Here is a 19720-nt window from a genome sequence, read left to right as displayed (position 1 = left end):
TAGTATTCGTTGGCGTGATGAATTTTCCTGCTGGTAATATTTGTTTGGATTGAAATTATCTTCTCCGGCTATTTGGCTTCCTCCAGCAGCCGGTTAATCTCAATGGCCTTGGTAAGCAGGATTTAGTCCCAAAAAGAATGGCGGCCGCGAGGCCGCCTTATTACACCGTTATTATTTCTTTTCAACAGGCAGCCAGACTTCGCATCTGTAGTCCTCCGCCTGTTGATTCCCTTCAAAATAGACTTCGATATCAGGCGCATTGGCGTACTCGTAACCGGAATTGGGCAGCCATTCGCTCACAATACGCTTTTGCAGATTTTGTATGGCGCCGGGCATGGCTCCGATACATTCAAAGATAGCCCATGTGCATTCCGGGACATGATACTCCGCCATGTCTTCGGGCGTCTCCTGATCTGTAGCCACGGCAATGTAATAATCGAAGTCTTTGCCGTTCATGCAGGTGCTTACCCCAAGGATGCCCTTCGGCTCCCGGTTCATCAGGGTGCAGAGTCTCGGGATAACGCCGCTTTGCGCCGTCTTTTGCCAAAACAGCGGCACATTGGTGAAGCATTCTTCAATGTTCATGGCATAATGCTCTCTAACCCCTGCAATTCTGAAAGCACCCTTTTTCTCGATTCGGTAGTTCATCTCAGCCTCTCCTTTGATCGATATTTTAAAGCTGATGGGTGGATAGGCTTTCAGTCTAACCCCTTGTGCTCTGGCAGCAGACGGGGCTATGCCATGAACGCTCTGAAAAGCACGATTGAAAGCCGTCGGCGATTCATATCCATATTTGAGCGCAATGTTAATAATTTTTTCATCACTGGTTTGCAAATCGAACACCGCTCTGGTCATCTTCCGCCTGCGAAGATACTCTGAAAGAGGTATGTCCGCAAGATAAGAAAACATGCGCTGAAAATGAAACGACGAACAACGGGCGATCCGCGCGACGCGCTCCAGGTTGATTTCATCCTCCAGGTGTTCCTCCATGTAGTTTACCGCTTCATTCAGGCAACTGAGCCATTCCATACCATCACCTCTCAATGATCAAAGTATATTAAAATCCTTATTGGCCATCCTCTCTTTTCCTGCACCGATATCAGAGGTCTGCCGCATGGGATGCCATTATTACGTTACAACAAGATTAACCCGGGGAAACCATTTTGACTAACACGATTTCCGGTCGATTATAGAATCTTATGGGTAAAACGCTCTCCCCTAAACCACCGTTAACGATCATATTTGTAGACCCGGCTGTGAATTGGCCATAATCATATTTGGGAAAAAACCCCTGCCCGGGAGCAACAAGCGCACCAACAAGAGGAAGTCTGACTTGGCCGCCGTGAGTATGACCTGCTAATACTAATTGGATATTTGACATGGCTGCCGCTGGAAAAATATTAGGTGCATGAGCCAGCAAAACCCTTGGTTGAGAATCTGCCAGGCTATCAAGTGCTTCGTCCAAATTATCTCTGCGCAGATAAGGGTCATCGACCCCAACTATCCAAATATAAGAGTTGTCTTTTGCATACTTGAACTTCTTATTTTCCAGTATCTTTACTCCATAATCCTCCAATAAAGGCTTAATGCTGAAATCATGCCACCACTCATGATTCCCGGGCACAAAGAAAATAGGTTTGGAACTTAACCCTCTGACCAGCGACAAAGCGGGTTCTGCATCGGGATTATTTTTATCCATAACATCCCCGGTTATTGCTGCCATGTCGAAACTTTGACGGTTAATTATAGTTAATAGCTTTTCTTGTTTATCACCATATTGTTTGGCATGCAAATCTGTCAGATGGAGAATTGTAAAGCCCTCAAAGTCTTTAGGGAGATTATTAATGGCAATGGTATATTGTTTAATAGCAATCGAATGAAGATCATAGTAAAGATAGGCTGCCAACCCTATCCCGCGGAGAATAAATGCTCTGCGGGATATCCGCTTATTATCCAAAACAATCCTCCCTTCCAATTCTTGAGGTCCTCTGAGATAATCATCATTCAGGATAACCGATGCTCTACTGGGGACATTTTCGCCAAGCTGCCCTTAATTCCTCCCACTAACCACTCACCATAGTTTTCTTTTATCCTGTCCAGTTTGCAAATATGCCAATTTCAGTCATCAATCACCTGTCGTTTACACTAAAAAATTATTATTATAAAATAGGGAAAAATGTAATATGTTAGTGATCAGCCTATAAATTTCGAAAGGAATGAACCTTAATATGCAAATAAAGCATTCAGCTACTAATTTGGGGTTAGTGATTTCTTTAGGGGGAACTTTATTGGCCTTACCCTTTAGTAAAAAATATCATGCAGCCTTTGGCGTTATGCTAACAGCTTGGGCCGGAGTACATTCATGGCAGCATCGCAAGTATTTGGCCAAGCATCTCCGTAAGAACGTGAATGGAATTGGGAAAAAAACCACTGTTTCCTTGTTGTCCCAAAACCTGCAAGTGCTGCATTATCTGCCGGGCCGGGCAAGGCTTTATTCCCAGCAATTGCGCAATAATCCGGAGTATGCTCATCAGGTTCAGGAATACTTAAAATCCGTGACAGAAATCCATAATTTTTCAGTGAATCCAGCGACTGGTTCCATTCTGATTCAGTATTCGCCGGACAACCTGGGTAGTAATCCATTACTGTCAGAAGTGGAAACCTTAAAAGTTAGGAAATACGATAGGCGTAAATAATATTTTCAGCCATTCGGATTGATAACGATTATCGTTTACATCTAAGAGATATCATAGTAAAATAGAGAATAAGTAAGAAGTTTAGCAAAGTTTGCAACTAAACCAATTATTTTACAAAGAGGGAGGAAATCAATACATTGGCTGTTGATGAAAAGGTATGAATAAATACACATTGCTCAGCGGAGCACTTTTGGGGTTATTTTATGGGGCTAAAAGTCATAAAGGAAATGATCCCACCCTTTTTAATGGCTTCCCCGGTACTTTAGAAATAAAGCACGCTATACCGGGACGAATTCGCTTTTTTGCGCCTTCTTTGGTTCAGTTATCAAAGGGAAAAGAACTATTGGAAGAGCGAATGCAGGCAATTGAGGGGATAGAGCAAGTAAAAGTAAATACCATCAGTGGTTCAATAGTGGTACTCTACCGGGAAGAGAAGATTGAAAAAATACTAATCTTAGGAATCATCATCAAGTTGCTGGGATTAGAAAATAAACTCCAAACTAAAGAGGTTCCGCTGGTCAGGAAAGAAATCAGAAAATGGAATGAAGCCTTAAGTTATTCTTTATATGAAAAAACAAGAGGATTATTGGATGTCAAAGCAGCCCTCTCTCTGGTCTTTTTATTTTATGGAATTAAAGGATTATTCTTTTCCACTGAAATAGCGAAGGCCAACCCCTATAGCTTATTATACTGGGCGTACCGGTCTCTGGTATTGGAGGCTGACCATCAATGACCCTAATCGCCAATTTATATGACTATCTGATCAAAATACATATTGTGCATAGCATTCCAGGAAGATTGAGATTAGCCATACCCGCTATGAAGGAAATTCCCAAAGCCTGGCAAGTGGATTCTTTGGCAGTGACAGAGTTAATCGAAGCAATCCCGGGGGTCAAAGCAGCTTCTTACAATTATCTCACAGGCAGCGCTTTAATTACCTATGACGCCGCTCGCCTTGATGAAAAACAAATTATTACGTACTTAAAAAAAATGCTGAGAATCGTTGCGTCTCACAGAACCCAGCTAGCCAAAACAAAGGTAGAGGAACTGGACGAGGCGGTCTATAAAATGCGGGAAATCATCAAATTTGAGATGAGCTTATAGAGGAGAAAGGTGTAATGGCCATAAAAAAAGAACAGCCTTTAATCCAATGTGATATAGTGCACAGCATCCCGGGAAGAGTAAGGATTAAATGCAGAGCTCTAAAATACCTTCAGAAACAAACTTGGGATTTGGAAAAAAACTTAAATAACATCGCCATTATTAAGAAGGCCACGGTTAATACCATTACCGGAAATGTGTTGGTGTATTTTGATTCTACACTTGCAGACAGCGATGAAATCCTGGAAATCATTGAAACGGTCACCTATACCTATTCGTTGATAGCCCATAAAAATGAGCAAACCAAAAAAAGCGATGTCCCGGTTCAGGAACGAAGACTGCAGGAAGAGTCTTATCAGGATATCTTAGGCAGGATTGCCATCACAGGGGCGGGTTTCTTTGCGGCTAATTTAACCAAAGGTTATGTGCTGCTGCCGCAGCAAGGGCTGCTGTCACGTTTTACAACCCTTCCCGCCTTGCTTAGTTTAGGATTATCCAAATCTATTTTTAAAAGCGGTATGAAATCTCTGCTCGTCACGAAAAGACCCAATGCCGATACCCTGACCATGGCTTCCATTATCACCTCCCTTTTCTCCGGCAGCGGTGTATCCGCTTTAACCACGATCTTACTATCCGATGTCGCCGAACTGATCACTGCTTACACCATGAACCGGACGCGAAACGCCATTAAGGATATGATCGCAGTAGGAGAAACCTTTGTTTGGAAGAAATTAGACGATGATACCGTGGTACAGATTCCCTTATCCGAAATTAAAGTGGAGGATCTGGTCTTGGGGCAAACCGGCAATAAAATCAGCATTGATGGAATCATTGTCGAAGGCGAAGCCGTCATTGATCAGACGGCCATTACCGGGGAGTTTATGCCGGTGGTCAGAAAAAAAGGCGAGCGCGTCTTTGCCGGGACGGTGATTCAATCCGGAAATGTAACCGTCAAGGCGGAAAAAGTGGGTGACGATACGGCCGTTTCCAGGATTGTCAGTATGGTGGAAGACGCCGGCAATAATAAAGCGCAAATTCAGGTCTATGCCGACCGGTTTTCAGCTCATCTGATCCCCTTGAATTTTGCCCTGGCCGGTATCGTCTATCTGACAACGAAAAGTGTTGTCCGGGCTTTAAATATGCTGATTATCGACTATTCCTGCGGAGTGAGGCTTTCAACGGCTACAGCGCTGTCGGCGGCCATTCATACCGCCGCCAGGAACGGCATCCTCTTAAAAGGCGGCAATTTGATCGAAGCCATGGCAGAAGCCGATACCTTAATCCTGGATAAAACCGGCACAGTGACTGAAGGGAAGCCTAAAGTCACAAGCATCGTAACTAAGAAGAATGTATCGGGAGAAGAAGTACTCCGGCTTGCGGCAGCCGCAGAAGAAACTTCAGATCATCCCTTGGCCTATGCCATTTTATCCAAGGTACGCCGCTCCGGATTGACCATACCGGAGCATTCTGAAACCATTGTCCATATCGCCCGGGGGGTGGAGACAAAGGTCGATGCTAAATCCGTTCGGGTAGGGAATCGGAAATTCATGGAGGAAAACGGCATTTATATTTCCGAATTGGAAAAGGAGATCGCCCACTTAATTGATCGCGGAGAAAACCTGATTTTCGTCTCCCAGGCAGAGGAGCTGGTGGGTGTTTTAGGGGTACAGGATACCTTAAGGGCTAATATGAAAAAGGCCATCAACCGGCTGAGATATTTAGGCTTCGATGAGTTGAAACTGCTCACCGGTGATTTGGCAAACTCCGCAGAGATAGTAGCCCACAGCATGGCCATGGATGGCTTTGAATCAGAGCTGCTTCCGGAGGATAAGGCTAAGTATGTCCTTCAGGCTCAATCAAGGGGTTCAAGAGTCATCATGGTAGGCGACGGAATTAATGATGCGCCTGCTTTAGCCTATGCCGATGTGGGGGTTGCCATCGGCAATACGAGAACCGATATCGCCATCGAAGCGGCAGATGTCACCATAGCCAGTGATGACCCTTTATTGATTCCAAGTATGGTGAATATGTCCAGAAAAACCATGTCCATTGTCAAGCAAAACTTCGCAGTGACCATCGGCATCAATACCGTCGGGCTTATGCTGGGTGCCATCGGGATTCTGCCGGTCTTTTGGGGAGCGGTGCTTCACAACAGCACCACCATACTGGTTGTCTGTAACTCTGCCCGATTGCTGTTCCATAATTTTGAAAGAAATGTGAGTTGATGGTATGAGTTATCCGGTCATGAACATCATTCACCAATTGCCGGGAAGGGTTCGCCTTTCCTTATCCATGCCGCCCAGGAGAATTAAAAAGTTTGAAACGGAAGTCCTGGGACATAACGGCATACACAGTGTAAAATTCAGTCCTGTCACCCGATCCGTCCTGGTGTATTACAACCCCATTGAAATAGAAATGTCGGAAATTATTATCCGGATCGGTACAGCTTTGTCTATTGAATATAATATGTGCTCTGTTTATGTAGAAAATAAAAAGCAAAATGTGGGAGTAAGTCTCATCGATAATTATGCTCTCGTGGCCTTAATGGCCGCCTGGATCGGCAGAAGCAGCTGGGCTCCTTTGACCAATATCAGCAACCTGTTGGATTGGAATGCGGGAGTAAGCACCTTAGCAGCCGTCGTGAATCACGGAATTTCTGAAATTAAGCTTTCAGGCACCCCGGATCCTGAAGTAGTAACAGCCATCTATCTGGTTAATTCCATGCTGAAAAATCAATTCTTAGGGGCTTCAACCATCACCTGGATCTCGACGTTTATCAGACATCTGACCGGAGAGGAATCGGATCGGATCAGTATTCAAGCCTATCAAGCTTTCAGCCAGGAAGAGAACCGCATGTATTATGATGTAGCTGTGAAATCGGAAGAGACTCTCTATCATAAAAGTTTCATCAAAATCGCGGGGAATTTCTTGAGGAAGTATGTTGGTATTCGCAGCAGTATGAAGGTGACTTCTTTACTTAATCAAATAAAAAACGTCTCAAATAAACACGGAGATGCTCTGGAAGGCTTAACCAGCAATAAAGATATAATATTTTTAAGATTAGAATTCTGATCTTAAAATTTATTATAAATAAACGATTGAAATATTATTAAAAACGAGAGGAGGAAAGAATATGATCATAACCAGAACACATCTAACAGGCTTTGCAGTGGGAGTGGGAGTTTGCGCAGTAGGGTATTATCTTTATAAGAAAAATGAGGACAAGGTCGATCAGTTATTAAGAAATCAGGGAATCGACATTCCTGTGTCCGCTAAAAAGGACTATAATTCCATGACTTTAGAAGAATTAGTCGCTCAGAAAGAACGCATCGAAGATTTGATTGCTGAAAAAGAGATGATCAAAGATCAGCTTGCGGTCTCAACACCTATTGAATAGTATCCTCGGCTTAACAGCAAACGGTTAACCGAATAAAGTTATGACGATTTACGCAACAAAAGCCCTGAAACTGACTTAGTAAAATCAGCTTCAGGGCTTTTTCCAATATCGGATCACCCTGTTGCCGGGTCAGATTCGTCACCGGTGACGAATCTGAAGGACCGCCGCATCATAGCTCAATACATATTAGGTATGGCATCATTTGTAAAGTTCTCCTGTCTTGGAATTCCATCACTTGGATTTTACTTCACGCTTACGATACAGCAGGGTGCGGTGAACGCCTAGTCGCCGAGCCGCCTCGTCTACTCGTCCTCCACATTCTTCCAGAACCTGGTTTATATACTTCTCTTCCACGGCTTTCATAACAGTTTTCAAGGTCCCTTGATAAGCCATATTTATTTCCGAAAAACATTCTAACTCATACTCAAAATTCAAGATATCACTTGTTGAGGTAATGACTAATCTCTCGATAACATTACGCAATTCCCGGACATTCCCTGGCCAGCTATAGTTTAAAAACCCTTTCGTCGCTTGAATAGAAAAATTCTTCTTTAGAGAATATTTCCTATTCAATTCGTCTAAAAATTTATAGGCCAAGGCAAGAATGTCCTCAGGCCTTTCTTTCAAAGGCGGCAAATTAATAGGTATTACATTAAGGCGATAGTATAAGTCGCTTCTGAACAGTTTTTGCCCCATCATTACTTTTAAGTCCCGATTCGTCGCCGCAATGAATCGAATATCGGCCTTGTAAATAGTCGTATCTCCTAACCTTTGTATTTCACCGGATTCTAACACTCTTAGCAGTTTAGCCTGCATCGCCAGGGGCAGTTCGGCAATTTCGTCCAGAAACAACGTTCCTTTATCGGCAATTTCAAACAACCCCGGTTTTCCTTGCGGATTTGCACCTGTAAAGGCCCCCCGCACATAGCCGAAGAATTCTGACTCTAGCAATTCATGAGGAATTGCTGCACAATTTACCGGGATAAAAGGTTCTTTCGACCGCAGACTATTGCGATGGATATGCCTTGCCATGACTTCTTTACCCGTACCCGTTTCTCCGATCAACATAACAGTACTGTCCGTTTTCGCTATGACATTGCTGATTTTCATAATTTGCTGCATTTGCTGGCTCTCGACCACGAGCTCCTTATTCTCCAAGTCCACTTCACTCAAATACTCTACCGCTGTTTTGTATCGGTTCACAGCTATTCTCTCTTTTTCCAAAGCCGCAATATACTCGTCCACTAAATTTTTATCGCGGGCATTGGTGATCATCATAACAATATCGCCATTTCTATCCAGTAAGGGATTACTGGTAGCCATAAACTGAACTCCGGGTTTGTTTGTCACATTCCCTGATACAATAGAACGTGTTTTAATCGCCTTCAGGGTCGGGGACCAGTCATATACACCCTTTTCCAGCAAATCCTTGACATTGCACTTAATCAGTTCTTCAGCCTTACATCCCATGAACTTCTCTGTTCCTGCGTTCGCCAAAAGAATATTGCCAAATTTATCGGTAACAAATATCGCATCAGATGAATTATCAATAATCTGTTGTAGAAACTGTTGCTCAAGGGTTTTTCTTAATTCATCCTTATAAGCGTCTTGTCGATCAAGACTTTGTTTTTCAGATTCAGACGCCACTTTATCACCGTCCTTCAAAGTTTAACATAGGTATGACAAAGTCTGCCCACCAAAACCTTACTGCATGAGAATCTGCACTGACAGTCACTTTATAAATTGCAGTCTAATCCCTCAAAATTATCTGAAAATTTTTTATTAACACACTATTCTATTCGACATTTATAAACAAACACCTTCTCCAAAGCCACCCTTAAACGCTATTAGCCTTCCGGGAGTTAGAAGTTTTTCTACACCCCAAGAAGGCAAATATTCTAAATTATAGCATTAACCTGTTTCTGATTTCTAGGAACTCCCCTGAACTTCAGTTTAAACCCCATATTTGCCGTTTTCCGAAATGGCCGCAGCTATCTCCTGTCTCAGGGCCACTGTGTCCCTGATAGCATAATTAGTCAGCTTCCGCAGATTTTCCAGTAAGCCTGCCAACTCCTCGCCCTCGGCAAGAGCTGTCAAGGTTTCCTTTGCGGAATATTCCAAAAGCCCAACGGCAGCATTAATGTAAGCCCTTGCCATACTGAGCTTAAGCTTTGCCTTGACTCCGCCCTCATTAGCTACTGCCTTCTGGGCTCGGAGCCAAGCACTCTCTACTGCGAAAGCTCCTATAGCCAGATCAGCCAACCTGCCCAGGATTTCCTGTTGTTTCTGCAATTCCTTCCCATACTTCTCAAGTCCGGCACCTATGGTCAGCAAGAATATATCCTTTGCTGCCTGGACCAAACCGGCTTCCCCCTCTCTGACCAAGCTCCCGCCTGCCATTGCCCCTTTCAGCTTTTCAATGGCTTCCTGAAGAGGCAAATCCCCTTTTGCCGCCCGGCGCAGCAGGGTTGTGGGAACCAAAACCCGGTTTATCTCATTCGTCCCTTCAAAAATGCGATAAATTCTGGCATCTCTGTATAGCCTTTCGATGGTGTATTCAGCACTAAACCCATAACCGCCGTGAATTTGCACGCCTTCATCCACAGCATACGCCTGAACCTCTGTGGCGAAGATCTTGTTTACTGAGCATTCTAAGGCATATTCCTCAATCCCCTTGGCAGCGATTTGTCCCCCGTCAGCGCCTGTGGTATCCAGACTGTGCAGTATGTTTTCTAACAAGCCCCCAGTACGGTAGACCATGCTCTCGGCCACATAGATTTTAATGGCCATTTCGGCCAGTTTTTCCTTAATGAGACCAAAATTAGCAATAGGAGTGCCAAACTGCTTGCGCTCATTGGCATAGCTTGCCGCCAACTCCAGGGCAAACTTGGCATTGCCCAAAGCATTTGCAGCGAGTTTATAGCGGCCTAAGTTCAGGATATTAAAAGCCACCACATGCCCCCGACCGATTTCGAATAACAAGTTTTCTACGGGAACTTTGACATCTTCCAGGATGACCGACCTGGTGGAGGAACCTTTAATGCCCATTTTCTTTTCCTCAGCCCCGGTAGAAAGCCCCTCCGAATCTCCATCTACGATAAACGCCGTGAACTTATCCCCATCTAGTTTGGCGTAAACTATGAATATATCCGCTATAGCGGAATTTGTGATAAACTGTTTAGTCCCGTTTAGGATGTAATAGTTGCCATCGGGACTTAATTCTGCCCGGGTCTTAGCAGACAGGGCGTCCGAGCCCGCTCCCGGTTCAGTCAGCGCATAGGCCCCGATCTTTTCGCCAGTGACAATTCCAGGCAGATACTTTTTCTTTTGTTCATGGGTACCAAACATAACGATGGGCATACTGCCAATCCCGGTCTGGCCACCATGAGTCATGGCAAAGGAACCGGACCGCCCCATACACTCGGCTATGATCGTGGTACTGATTTTATCCATATTCATGCCGTCATAGTCTTCCGGAACATCTGCGCCGTTCAGCCCCAACTCTCCGGCTGCCTCCAGAAGCTCCCTGAGCAAACTATCCTTTTGGGCTTCCAGCTCATCCATTTGCGACAAAACCTTATCTGTCACGAATCCTGTCGTAGTCCGGTAAATCATTTTATGCTCAAGGGTAAAATCCTCAGGGGTAAAAATAGCTTGGGGGTTGGTTTGATCGAAGAGGAAACTCCCCCCTTTAGGTAAGCTTTTCATTTGATTCTCTCACTTCCTTCCAGACTATTTAAAAGTCTACTTGCCCATGAAGTTAGGTTTTCGCTTTTCCATAAAGGCCCCCAGGCCTTCTTGGCGGTCATCGCTGGCAAAGGCAGTGACAAAGCATTGAATTTCCAGAGTTAAAGCGGATGAGATATCCAGATTTACCCCTGTGTTGATGGCTGATTTAGCCATACACATAGCCACTGCAGGTTTTGCAGCCAGTTTTTGGGCAAGCTTCCGGGCTTCCTCCATAAGAGAATCAGCTGGTATCACTTTGTTTACCAAACCAAGGCTTAGCGCCGCAGAAGCATCGAAGATGTCACCCAAGAAAATCAGCTCCTTAGCTCTGGCTGCCCCAATCAGCCTCGGCAGACGCTGGGTGCCTCCAGCGCCGGGAATAATGCCCAAACCAATTTCAGGTTGCCCGAATTTGGCAGTATCGGCTGCCAAACGGAAGTCACAGCACAAAGCCAACTCACACCCGCCCCCTAAAGCCAGACCGCCAATGGCAGCAATAACCGGTTTTCCTAAATCTTCAATCTTCTCAAAGGCAACCCGGGAAGCCTGACAAAAGTTGTAAACTTCTACCGGGGTTAGGTTAGCCATTTCCGCAACATCGGCACCGGCTGCAAAGGCCTTGTTTCCTGCGCCAGTAATGATAACAGCTTTAACAGAAGCATCGGACTGCAGTTCATCTGCCGCCTGGCTCAGCTCCTTGAACACTTGACTGTTCAGAGGATTCATGGGAGGGCGGTTAAGGGTGATAGTGGCTACCCCGTTTTCTTTAATCAACTGAATTGCTTCATAAGTCATGAAATCATTTCCCTTTCTATACAATCTAGATCTGACATATTGAGGAAAGATTTACCCTCTGAGCCTTATTTTCGGTAGTCAAACCATCCGGCACCCGTCTTCTTGCCCAAGCGTCCGGCCCGTACCAAAGCCCTGATGGCCTGAGGAGGGTTCCATTTCATATCCTTTGATTCATTGAACAAATAATCTGCTACATGAACCGAGATTTCTACGCCGGTAAAGTCCATGAGTTCGAAGGGACCCATCGGATAGTTCAGCCCCAGTTTAACTGCTATATCCACATCCTCTGGAGTAGCTATTCCTTCTTCGACGATGCGAATAGCCTCCAAGAATTGAGGCATCATTATGCGGTTTACGATAAATCCAGGAGTGTCCTTCTTCACCACTACAGGGGTTTTTCCCAAAGCTTGAGCAACCTCAGAGGCTAACTTTACCGTCTCATCACTGGTGTAATAACCTCGGATGACTTCTAGCAAACGCATAATCAAGGGAGGATTAAAGAAGTGCAGACCAACCACTCTATCCGGGCGGTTAGTGGCTGAAGCTAACGTGGTGATTGACATGGAAGACGTATTAGAGCCAAAGATTGTTTCCGGGGCGCAAATCTTATCCAGTTTCTCAAAAGCACTCTTTTTAATTTCCAGATCTTCAAAAATAGCCTCAATTACCATATCGACAGCAGCAAAGTCCTCCATGTTGGTGGTTATAGTGATTCTCTTTAATACTGCCTCTTTTTCATCAACTGTCATTTTCTGCTTCTCGACGCTCTTATCCATGAAACCGGCTATACGCTTAACTGCACCTTCGACAAAGCGTTGTTCCACATCACAGAGTACCACCTCAAAACCCTTTACTGCTGCCAGGTGGGCGATTCCGCCACCCATTGAACCCGCACCTAAAACCCCAATTTTCTTAGTTGACATTATCCGTACCTCCTCTGTTTGGTCTTAAAGCCTTCTCAGTTTGAACCGACTAATTCTTGATTTTAGACTGAAGAATTCCGGCCAGTTTTCCCCATCTTTCCTGGAATATTTCTGGAGACATTGACTTTACCTCTTTAATAATCGGTTTGAAATCCATGGACCTTAAAATGTCTTTTTCCAGATCGACTCCAGGCGCAATTTCAATCAATTCCAAGCCCTCCGCCGTAAGTTGGAAAACGGCTCGTTCTGTGACGTATAAAACCGATTGACCATCCTTGGCGGCATACTTCCCACTGAAGGTGATTTGTTCCACATCGGATACAAACTTTTTCCTTTTTCCCTCTTTTACAATCGTCAACTTGCCATCGGCAATCTCCAATTCAGCCCCATCGGTAAAGGTTCCACAAAACACGACGTTTTTGGTATTTTGGGTTATGTTAATGAATCCGCCGGCACCTATCGGCCGTCCGGCAAACTGACTAACATTGACATTCCCAAACGCATCCACCTGACCCATTCCCAGAAATCCGATATCAAGTCCGCCTCCGTCATAATAATCGAACTGAAATGCCGTACCTATAATACTTTCCGCATTAACAGAATGGCCGAAATCCAAGCCTGGGGCCGGCATGCCGCCGATGGCGCCTGATTCCGTGGTTAAGCATACCTGATCTGCCACCTTTTCCTCTGCACACACTTTGGAAACCCCATCCGGCATCCCAATCCCTAAATTAACTACAACATCCGGCGATAATTCCATGGCCGCTCTTCTGCAAACAATCTTCCGATCATCCAGTTCCATCGCTTTGACCGACATCGAATCAACGGCTAGTTTTATCTCCCCTGTAAAGGCTGGGTTAAAATACGTACACATGGTTTGATAATGCCACTCCGGCTTTGCAACAACCACATAATCTACCAGTACACCCGGAATGCACACCTGCTTGGCGTGCAGCGATCCTGCTTTGACTAAATGTTCCACCTGAGCTATGACGATTCCGCCACAAGCTTTAGCTGCCATGGCCGCCGATAAACCCTCTACCGAAACCCCTTCCCGATAATCGGAGATATTACCACGTTCGTCCGCCACTGAACCCCGAACAAGCACAACGTCAAGTTTGGGAAGCTTGTAATAAAGCCACTCTTCGTTCTTAAACTCAATGAGTTCTACGAGATCCTCACTATCCTTGGCTTTTTGGTTAAGCTTACCCCCAACTATGCGAGGATCAATAAAAGTACCTAAGCCAACCTTGGACAAAATACCCGGGCGCTTACTGGCTATGTTGCGCGACATCGTCACGAACACACCCTGGGGCAGCGTATAGGCTTCTAGTTTATTATCCATGACGAGTTTGGTTATATCGGGTCCGGCAACTGCAAAATGTCCTGCTACCAATCTCTTCAAGAGTCCTTCAAGTCCGAAATGAGCAACTCCACGATCTTTGAAATTACCGACACCCGTTGCATAATAGAGCGTTAAATCGCGAGGATGGCCGGTTTCAAGAAAACTTTTTCTAATACCAACGGCCGCTTCTTCCGCAAAACCTCCCAATCCGAAGCCTGTCGTATAAATAGTGTCCCCGTCTTTTACATAATTCCGCACTTCGTCAGATTTGATAACCTTGGGCATAGCTTCCCTTCCTTTCCCGCTCTTTCAATCAGCAAAACAGTTTCTTGACTCTGATCCCTTCTCCCGTTTCTATTAAGAAACCTTGATAACTAAGGCAGCACCGGTGTCGCCGGCAGCGCATCCTGTGAATAGACCATAACCGCCACCAAGAATCGCCAGCTCTTCAATCATTTCGATAATGGTCCGAGCGGCAGTAGGTGCCTGAGGATGCCCGTAAACAAGTGAGCAGCCGTAATTATTCATCATCATGACATCAATACCCATCTCGTTAGCCATGTACAAATCGTTGGCCGTAAATGGATTGTGAGATTTGATCGCTTTTACATCCTTGATACCGATCCCGGCCTTTTCCAACGCCATTCTTGCGGCAGGAACTACAGCCATAGCCATATGCGCCTGTTCAGCACGGGCATAGCCATAGGATAGGATCTGAACTTCCAGGTTTTTATCCGTACTCAGTTCCCGAGCCTTATCTCTGGTGGTGACAATCAACCCGCAATTGCCATCCGCCGGATGGGTTTGAGCACCAAAGGAGTGTACCCCTCCTGGGATAACCGGTTTTAAGGCAGTCAAACTCTCCAGCGTTGTGGGGGTCACGCCTTCATCCGTTTCCACGACTCCTGTTTTCTTTTTGCTGATTTTATATTCCGCTGGAATCATATAACGTTTTTGGAAAGCCCGCTCATTCGCCAAAGCAGCCTGATATTGCTCATAACGTCTCGCCGTAACCCGGTCAACGTCTTCTTTAGTGATTCCACCAGCCTTATTGACCACGTTTTCGGCAGTTTGAATCATGGCAACTCCTCTCCAAGGACCACCGTCAAAGTTATCCATCAGCCAGCTTTCCGAAATCAGTTCACCCCCAGGGCCCTTGGGATTAGGCCAGACTGTGAAGGGGCCATTGGAACAACGGTCTGTGAGCAAGCAAAATGAGGTTTCATAAAGGCCTGTCTCGATAGCTGACGCCGCTTGATTTAAAACCGTTGTGGAAGTAGAGCAGGCCTGAGTAATATGCATACCAGGGATATCCGGAGCACCCATTAGTGAGGCCGCCCAAGGAGCATCGTAAAACGTATAAATTTGTCCGATGGTTTTACCAAAAACCAGATATTCGAATAACTTGGGATCAATGGCCTTGCTTGCCAGCCATTTTTTAGCGGTTGAGGCTGCCAGTTCGACAGCATGTTCATTTTGCAGACTCCCCTGCCAACGGGCAAAGGGTGTACTGTAGTAACCACCATAAGGAATAAACGCTTTTGAATACATTTGGATACCCTCCTTTATTTTGAAACCAAAAACTCGCGGATACTTCTAGCCGGGTTTACTTCTATCCTCCTTTATCACTGTAAGTTCCCTCTGACCGTACATATAAGCAAGATCCATACCAAATCGGCCAATATTATACGAATAATTATCAAAATAGTCTGAGAAGCCCGAATTTACCTGGCAATTAGTAAATTCGGGCTTCCGTTATAGCTATTAAAGTCCTGATTTTTTCCAAATCTTTCATCATTAATTCTCAATAATAGTCGCATACGCACTACAACTTGATTGTGTTTTTGCGACATTTGCTTAAGTCATCTCAGAGCTATCTCTTCAAAGTTGGAAGCTGTCAATTGGTCGATACACCTTTTGATTCTGCCAGGTTCACCTGCTCGGAAGTTGACTTGTAAAAAGGAACCTTTCCCATAAACCAAACATTGAAAACTACGGGAATAGCCACCCAGAACAACCAAACTAAGGGTTTGTTGGCATGATTAGAAAGCTCAGGCATTAGTCCAAGTAACGGCAGACAGACCATGTAATAGACAAAATACTGGACCGCAGCAAGGGCGAAAACTATCACGGTCCGAACAATCCAACCAACAGCGCTTCCCCATTTCTGCGGCCAGTTGTCAAAATAATGGTTCCAGATCAGGAACGGAAATAAGGTGAACCCAGCCATAGAGGCGATATGATAATAGCGCCATACTAAGGAGGCGGGGCCATCAGAAGCCTGCGGATTTACTGCCCCCCATACTGCACCCATTCCAAACATCAAAATTTTAACGGTCAAGTAGGCTATAGCAATCAGTGAAACTAAGCCAACCAGCCCGCTCCAAGGCTGTTTTTTGATAAGGTGAAACGGTTTTCCTGACCAGATATTCGCAGTCATCAAAAGATACATTGCCATCCATTGCCAAATCGCAACGACATAGTTTAAGTGCGCAACACCATCAATTCCCCCCCACCAAGGAGCCGCAGCAGCTAGAGGTTGCTTTAACACTACACTTACGTAGAAGGGGTATATAAGCGTTCCATAGGCCAAAAGCGTCACGACTGTGGTGATCCCCCACTCCGCCAAACCTAAAGCAGGCTGGGTCAGTTTTCCTCCCCAAGGCCATTTTTTAAAGAGAATCGTCCAGAACATATAGGTGAAAAACCCTATTAAAACGAACATGGTAAGCGCCCCACCCGTGTATTCTCTGGCGACTTCTTCAGTTATACCCCGTACTGTTAAAGCCTCAACACTCCAAAGAGGAAGTATGAGTTTTCCCAAAAAACCTTGAAAGACACCATAAATAATTATATAGGTTGCTGCGATATTAATCCCCAACATTACAATTCCGCGTTTCACGGGTTCTAACTTAGCAATCGGCCAATTTCCAAAAAGAATATGCTGCCAGACACCTATCAAAACCATCCAGGCTAAAAATTCAAGAATTGGGTGTTCATAGTATTTAAAAATTCCCTGGGGAGATCCAAAGATGTACCACGTTATCAAGCTGAAAATTCCTATTGAAGCCGTTGCAATAAGACCGGTTAAGGGCTGCCCCCAGCGAGGGTGTGAAGCGTGATTTGACATTGACATTCCTCCTCATATTTATCCACTTTCCGAGACACCTCTAAACCCTTTCAACCTATCCCCCTCTCTTTCATTTTTAGATGAGTCAACCTCTGAGTGGAAAATATACGCAAGATTCATACCAAATGGCTCGTTATTAAAATAATAGATTTTCCTCAAATCAGATAAGCCCGAATTCACTAAATAATTAGTAAACTCGGGCTTATCTGATAGCTGTGAATTAACTGGTCTTACCTGATATTTAATAGTATCTCCCTTAAAATAGTCGCATAATTACTACACCTTGATTGTGTAGATGCGACAATGCTTTATCCTTTCAAAACCTCACTCACGTTTTTGCGGTAAGCTATAAAAACCCAGCTTTTCATGGAAGTGGGTCGTAATCCCTTTGTGCCTTTTGGAGACCTCGTAGGCGCAAAGCAGAACCTGGTTTCTTAAAGAGCCGCCTAACCCCCCAGGTACACGGGCAACGATCTCTATGATCAACGGTAAGTTTAAGTGGAGCCCAAAAGAGCGGCGGCCGCGTGGCCGCCTCAGGCTATTATGACTCCTTACGGGAGATTGTAATATTCTTCTCATTGCCACCTGCTGCAGCAGACAAAAATACCATGGCAGCGCGGTAGGGCGACGGGATCTACTGGTATCACCTTCTCTAAAATTTTTATTCTGCCCGCTTCAATTTTCCGGGGACTTTGAGCAATTCAGCCTTTTCCAGCTGCCCGCCGCAGGTATAATAGTAACCATTGTCCTCCCACTCGAGCATGTATTTGACACCCGCCAATTCGACCTTGATGAGGCCCCCTGTTGTTTTCCTGCCGTCAAACTCAATTTCTACGGGTTCGGTGCTTGAATTTGGAGGCAGATTAGTATGCGGCACCGGCCCTTGGGTGACAATCAACAACGGGTTCTGCTCACCGAGGACGGAATACATGCTGAGCAGAGCACCTTTCCCCTCTTTTATTTCAATCCATTGGTGTTTGATCTTATAATTCTGACCAGGCAAACTATAGGGGGCCTGATGTAAACGCTCTGCTGCCTCAGTCAGCGTTATATCCTGAGGAAGATTGAGGACTTGACTGTTTTCCTCCTCGATGGTTACCCCTTCAGGAAGATCCAGTTCAAACAGGGAATCAGGCAGTCCCTGATTGAGACGGAGCTCCCTCACTTCCCGGCGGTTAACCAGTTCTCCTTTAACATTATAATATTCCGTTCGTATTGGCATCCAGGTTTCTTTGTCCATCCAGTGATGAGTATTCATTTCCCCCAGCCCGGGAACTTGTTCACTGAATTGGACATGAAGAACAGGCCGGCCTTGCAGGTATTCCGTACCTAATATCCGGCTGGATTTATTCTCGGCCATGGCCTTGAGGCTGTCCGGAAAATTAAAGTTGCCGCGTTCTCTGTATTCCTGGCTTAAGATAAGTTTTCTGACCTGGCGCTTATCGGCAAGCCAACTCAGCATAATTCCGTCTTTCATAATGACGGTTATGGGACCCGTTGACGCACTGTCCCCGTCTGTCCGATAGCTATCAGGCTTCTTGAACCAAATATGAGAGGTCATGGTGGTTGGTTTTCCCTGCTCAAAGAAAGTAGCATCCACGATTTCCTCGTAATCCTCTGTTTTCTCTATCACCGCCTGCACCTTATCCTTAATCTCGGCTACGGAAAGGGTAATTTTTCCGGTCAGTGAATGCAGAAATGTCAAAAAGTCCTTTTGCTTTTTCATTTCCTCTTGCCAGGCAGGGTTTTGCGACAGTTCTTGTTCAAAGGTATTTCTGGCTGCTGCCTCCATGGTTCCTTCCAAATAGTCACAAATCCGGTCTTTTATATCTGATGGCTCTAGCGTCATGTCTATTCGCTCCTTTGGCTTTTTTCTATACTGTTTCAGCGTTTCCTGCAGACGGGCCCGGGCCCGGAATAACCGCGACTTGACCGTTCCCAGGGGAAGATTGTATTCAACAGCTGCTTCCTGTAAATTCAATCCTCTTAGATCAATATCAAGCAGGATTTGCTGTTGTTCCAGAGGAAGCCCTTTAATCGCCTGCCCCATTTCCAACTTCAGCGTGACAGCATCCTCGACAGACAGTTCCCCGGTGTTCAGCAGTTCCGGTGTTATCCCCGGCATTACCCTGCTGCTGAAACGCAGCAACAGGTATACTTCGTTGGTTAATATCCGCCGCCACCAACCGGTAAAGGCACCGTCATCTTTTAAGCCTGACAGGTTATTAAAAACCTTAAGCATCGTGTTTTGCACGGCATCCAGGGCCAGATCCTTATCTCTCAGCAGGCAGAAGGCCTGTTTCGAAGCCTGGGGATAGATTTCCCGGATTAATACTTCCCAAGCGTCAAGGTCACCCTGCCGGGCCTTCCCAATCAGATCTTTTTTCACGCTTTGATCCTCACCTCAACTATTTCAATTTCAATTCGAAATGCATTTCAGTACTTAGGATTCATAAGGAGGCTAAAAAGTTCCACTGTTTTTAAATATTATGAACCTTGTCCAGTCATTTATAATCAGATCAAGACAGCAGAGCGAACCACTATACCAGATAAGTACTTATTCGTTTATACCGGTATTCCATAATCTGTTTATTTTTGAAGGTG

16 protein-coding genes are annotated in these 19720 nt (G+C 45.2%); 6 read left to right on the top strand and 10 right to left on the bottom strand.

The genetic code is table 11. From position 1 onward, the window contains the following. Positions 1–171: 171 nt before the first annotated feature. Positions 172–1029 carry an AraC family transcriptional regulator gene (locus DESYODRAFT_RS11735; RefSeq protein WP_007783238.1) on the bottom strand — a complete coding sequence of 286 codons (858 nt, stop codon included), beginning with the start codon at positions 1027–1029 and terminating at the stop codon, positions 172–174. A gap of 115 nt (positions 1030–1144) precedes the next feature. Then, positions 1145–1957, bottom strand: a complete 813-nt coding sequence (locus DESYODRAFT_RS11730) for a metallophosphoesterase (protein WP_007783236.1) — start codon at positions 1955–1957, stop codon at positions 1145–1147. Between the two features lie 331 nt (positions 1958–2288). Here DESYODRAFT_RS11730 and DESYODRAFT_RS11725 point away from each other — a divergent pair, with 331 nt between their 5' ends. From DESYODRAFT_RS11725 to DESYODRAFT_RS11700, 6 genes are all read left to right on the top strand, one after another. Continuing rightward, positions 2289–2696: an HMA2 domain-containing protein gene (locus tag DESYODRAFT_RS11725; protein ID WP_207636370.1), complete on the top strand. Its 408-nt coding sequence runs from the start codon at positions 2289–2291 to the stop codon at positions 2694–2696. 157 nt (positions 2697–2853) lie between these two features. Further along, positions 2854–3429, top strand: coding sequence for an HMA2 domain-containing protein (locus tag DESYODRAFT_RS11720; protein WP_042338464.1), 576 nt, complete (start codon positions 2854–2856; stop codon positions 3427–3429). Beyond that, positions 3426–3800 (top strand): HMA2 domain-containing protein, encoded by a 375-nt coding sequence (locus tag DESYODRAFT_RS11715; RefSeq protein ID WP_007783233.1) that lies wholly within the window; start codon positions 3426–3428, stop codon positions 3798–3800. Before DESYODRAFT_RS11720 ends, DESYODRAFT_RS11715 begins: the two co-directional genes overlap by 4 nt. Positions 3801–3814: 14 nt before the next feature. Beyond that, entirely contained in the window at positions 3815–6022 is a 2208-nt protein-coding gene (locus DESYODRAFT_RS11710; RefSeq protein WP_007783232.1) for a heavy metal translocating P-type ATPase, read from the top strand. 19 nt (positions 6023–6041) lie between these two features. Then, complete coding sequence (locus DESYODRAFT_RS11705; protein ID WP_169315921.1) at positions 6042–6869, top strand: hypothetical protein; 828 nt, start codon at positions 6042–6044, stop codon at positions 6867–6869. A 61-nt stretch (positions 6870–6930) separates the two neighbouring features. Then, positions 6931–7194 (top strand): hypothetical protein, encoded by a 264-nt coding sequence (locus DESYODRAFT_RS11700; RefSeq protein ID WP_007783230.1) that lies wholly within the window; start codon positions 6931–6933, stop codon positions 7192–7194. 231 nt (positions 7195–7425) lie between these two features. Here DESYODRAFT_RS11700 and DESYODRAFT_RS11695 read toward each other — a convergent pair whose 3' ends face one another. From DESYODRAFT_RS11695 to DESYODRAFT_RS11660, 8 genes are all read right to left on the bottom strand, one after another. Continuing rightward, complete coding sequence (locus DESYODRAFT_RS11695) at positions 7426–8841, bottom strand: sigma-54 interaction domain-containing protein (RefSeq protein WP_007783228.1); 1416 nt, start codon at positions 8839–8841, stop codon at positions 7426–7428. Positions 8842–9147: 306 nt separating this feature from the next. Then, positions 9148–10902, bottom strand: a complete 1755-nt coding sequence (locus DESYODRAFT_RS11690; RefSeq protein ID WP_007783227.1) for an acyl-CoA dehydrogenase family protein — start codon at positions 10900–10902, stop codon at positions 9148–9150. 36 nt (positions 10903–10938) lie between these two features. Further along, positions 10939–11718 (bottom strand): enoyl-CoA hydratase-related protein, encoded by a 780-nt coding sequence (locus tag DESYODRAFT_RS11685; protein ID WP_007783226.1) that lies wholly within the window; start codon positions 11716–11718, stop codon positions 10939–10941. Between the two features lie 65 nt (positions 11719–11783). Further along, positions 11784–12641, bottom strand: coding sequence for a 3-hydroxyacyl-CoA dehydrogenase family protein (locus tag DESYODRAFT_RS11680; RefSeq protein WP_007783224.1), 858 nt, complete (start codon positions 12639–12641; stop codon positions 11784–11786). A gap of 49 nt (positions 12642–12690) precedes the next feature. Continuing rightward, positions 12691–14271 (bottom strand): acyl CoA:acetate/3-ketoacid CoA transferase, encoded by a 1581-nt coding sequence (locus DESYODRAFT_RS11675; RefSeq protein ID WP_007783222.1) that lies wholly within the window; start codon positions 14269–14271, stop codon positions 12691–12693. Between the two features lie 72 nt (positions 14272–14343). Next, positions 14344–15537: a thiolase family protein gene (locus DESYODRAFT_RS11670; protein WP_007783221.1), complete on the bottom strand. Its 1194-nt coding sequence runs from the start codon at positions 15535–15537 to the stop codon at positions 14344–14346. 346 nt (positions 15538–15883) lie between these two features. Beyond that, on the bottom strand, positions 15884–17116 hold the full coding sequence (locus DESYODRAFT_RS11665; protein ID WP_007783219.1) for a hypothetical protein: 1233 nt from the start codon (positions 17114–17116) through the stop codon (positions 15884–15886). A gap of 661 nt (positions 17117–17777) precedes the next feature. Continuing rightward, on the bottom strand, positions 17778–19505 hold the full coding sequence (locus DESYODRAFT_RS11660) for a sigma-70 family RNA polymerase sigma factor (protein ID WP_007783216.1): 1728 nt from the start codon (positions 19503–19505) through the stop codon (positions 17778–17780). Between the last annotated feature and the right edge of the window lie 215 nt (positions 19506–19720).

Origin of the sequence: Desulfosporosinus youngiae DSM 17734 (assembly GCF_000244895.1) — a bacterium.
Classification (GTDB): Bacteria; Bacillota; Desulfitobacteriia; order Desulfitobacteriales; family Desulfitobacteriaceae; genus Desulfosporosinus; species Desulfosporosinus youngiae.
Note: the sequence above shows the minus strand (reverse complement) of the source record. Positions and strands in the feature narration are given on the sequence as shown.

Coding starts and splice junctions, on each gene's coding strand:
- DESYODRAFT_RS11735 (WP_007783238.1), bottom strand. CDS start 1,029: ATGGAATGGCTCAGTTGCCTGAATGAAGCGGTAAACTACATGGAGGAA.
- DESYODRAFT_RS11720 (WP_042338464.1), top strand. CDS start 2,854: ATGAATAAATACACATTGCTCAGCGGAGCACTTTTGGGGTTATTTTAT.
- DESYODRAFT_RS11715 (WP_007783233.1), top strand. CDS start 3,426: ATGACCCTAATCGCCAATTTATATGACTATCTGATCAAAATACATATT.
- DESYODRAFT_RS11710 (WP_007783232.1), top strand. CDS start 3,815: ATGGCCATAAAAAAAGAACAGCCTTTAATCCAATGTGATATAGTGCAC.
- DESYODRAFT_RS11705 (WP_169315921.1), top strand. CDS start 6,042: ATGAACATCATTCACCAATTGCCGGGAAGGGTTCGCCTTTCCTTATCC.
- DESYODRAFT_RS11700 (WP_007783230.1), top strand. CDS start 6,931: ATGATCATAACCAGAACACATCTAACAGGCTTTGCAGTGGGAGTGGGA.
- DESYODRAFT_RS11690 (WP_007783227.1), bottom strand. CDS start 10,902: ATGAAAAGCTTACCTAAAGGGGGGAGTTTCCTCTTCGATCAAACCAAC.
- DESYODRAFT_RS11685 (WP_007783226.1), bottom strand. CDS start 11,718: ATGACTTATGAAGCAATTCAGTTGATTAAAGAAAACGGGGTAGCCACT.
- DESYODRAFT_RS11680 (WP_007783224.1), bottom strand. CDS start 12,641: ATGTCAACTAAGAAAATTGGGGTTTTAGGTGCGGGTTCAATGGGTGGC.
- DESYODRAFT_RS11675 (WP_007783222.1), bottom strand. CDS start 14,271: ATGCCCAAGGTTATCAAATCTGACGAAGTGCGGAATTATGTAAAAGAC.
- DESYODRAFT_RS11670 (WP_007783221.1), bottom strand. CDS start 15,537: ATGTATTCAAAAGCGTTTATTCCTTATGGTGGTTACTACAGTACACCC.
- DESYODRAFT_RS11665 (WP_007783219.1), bottom strand. CDS start 17,116: ATGTCAAATCACGCTTCACACCCTCGCTGGGGGCAGCCCTTAACCGGT.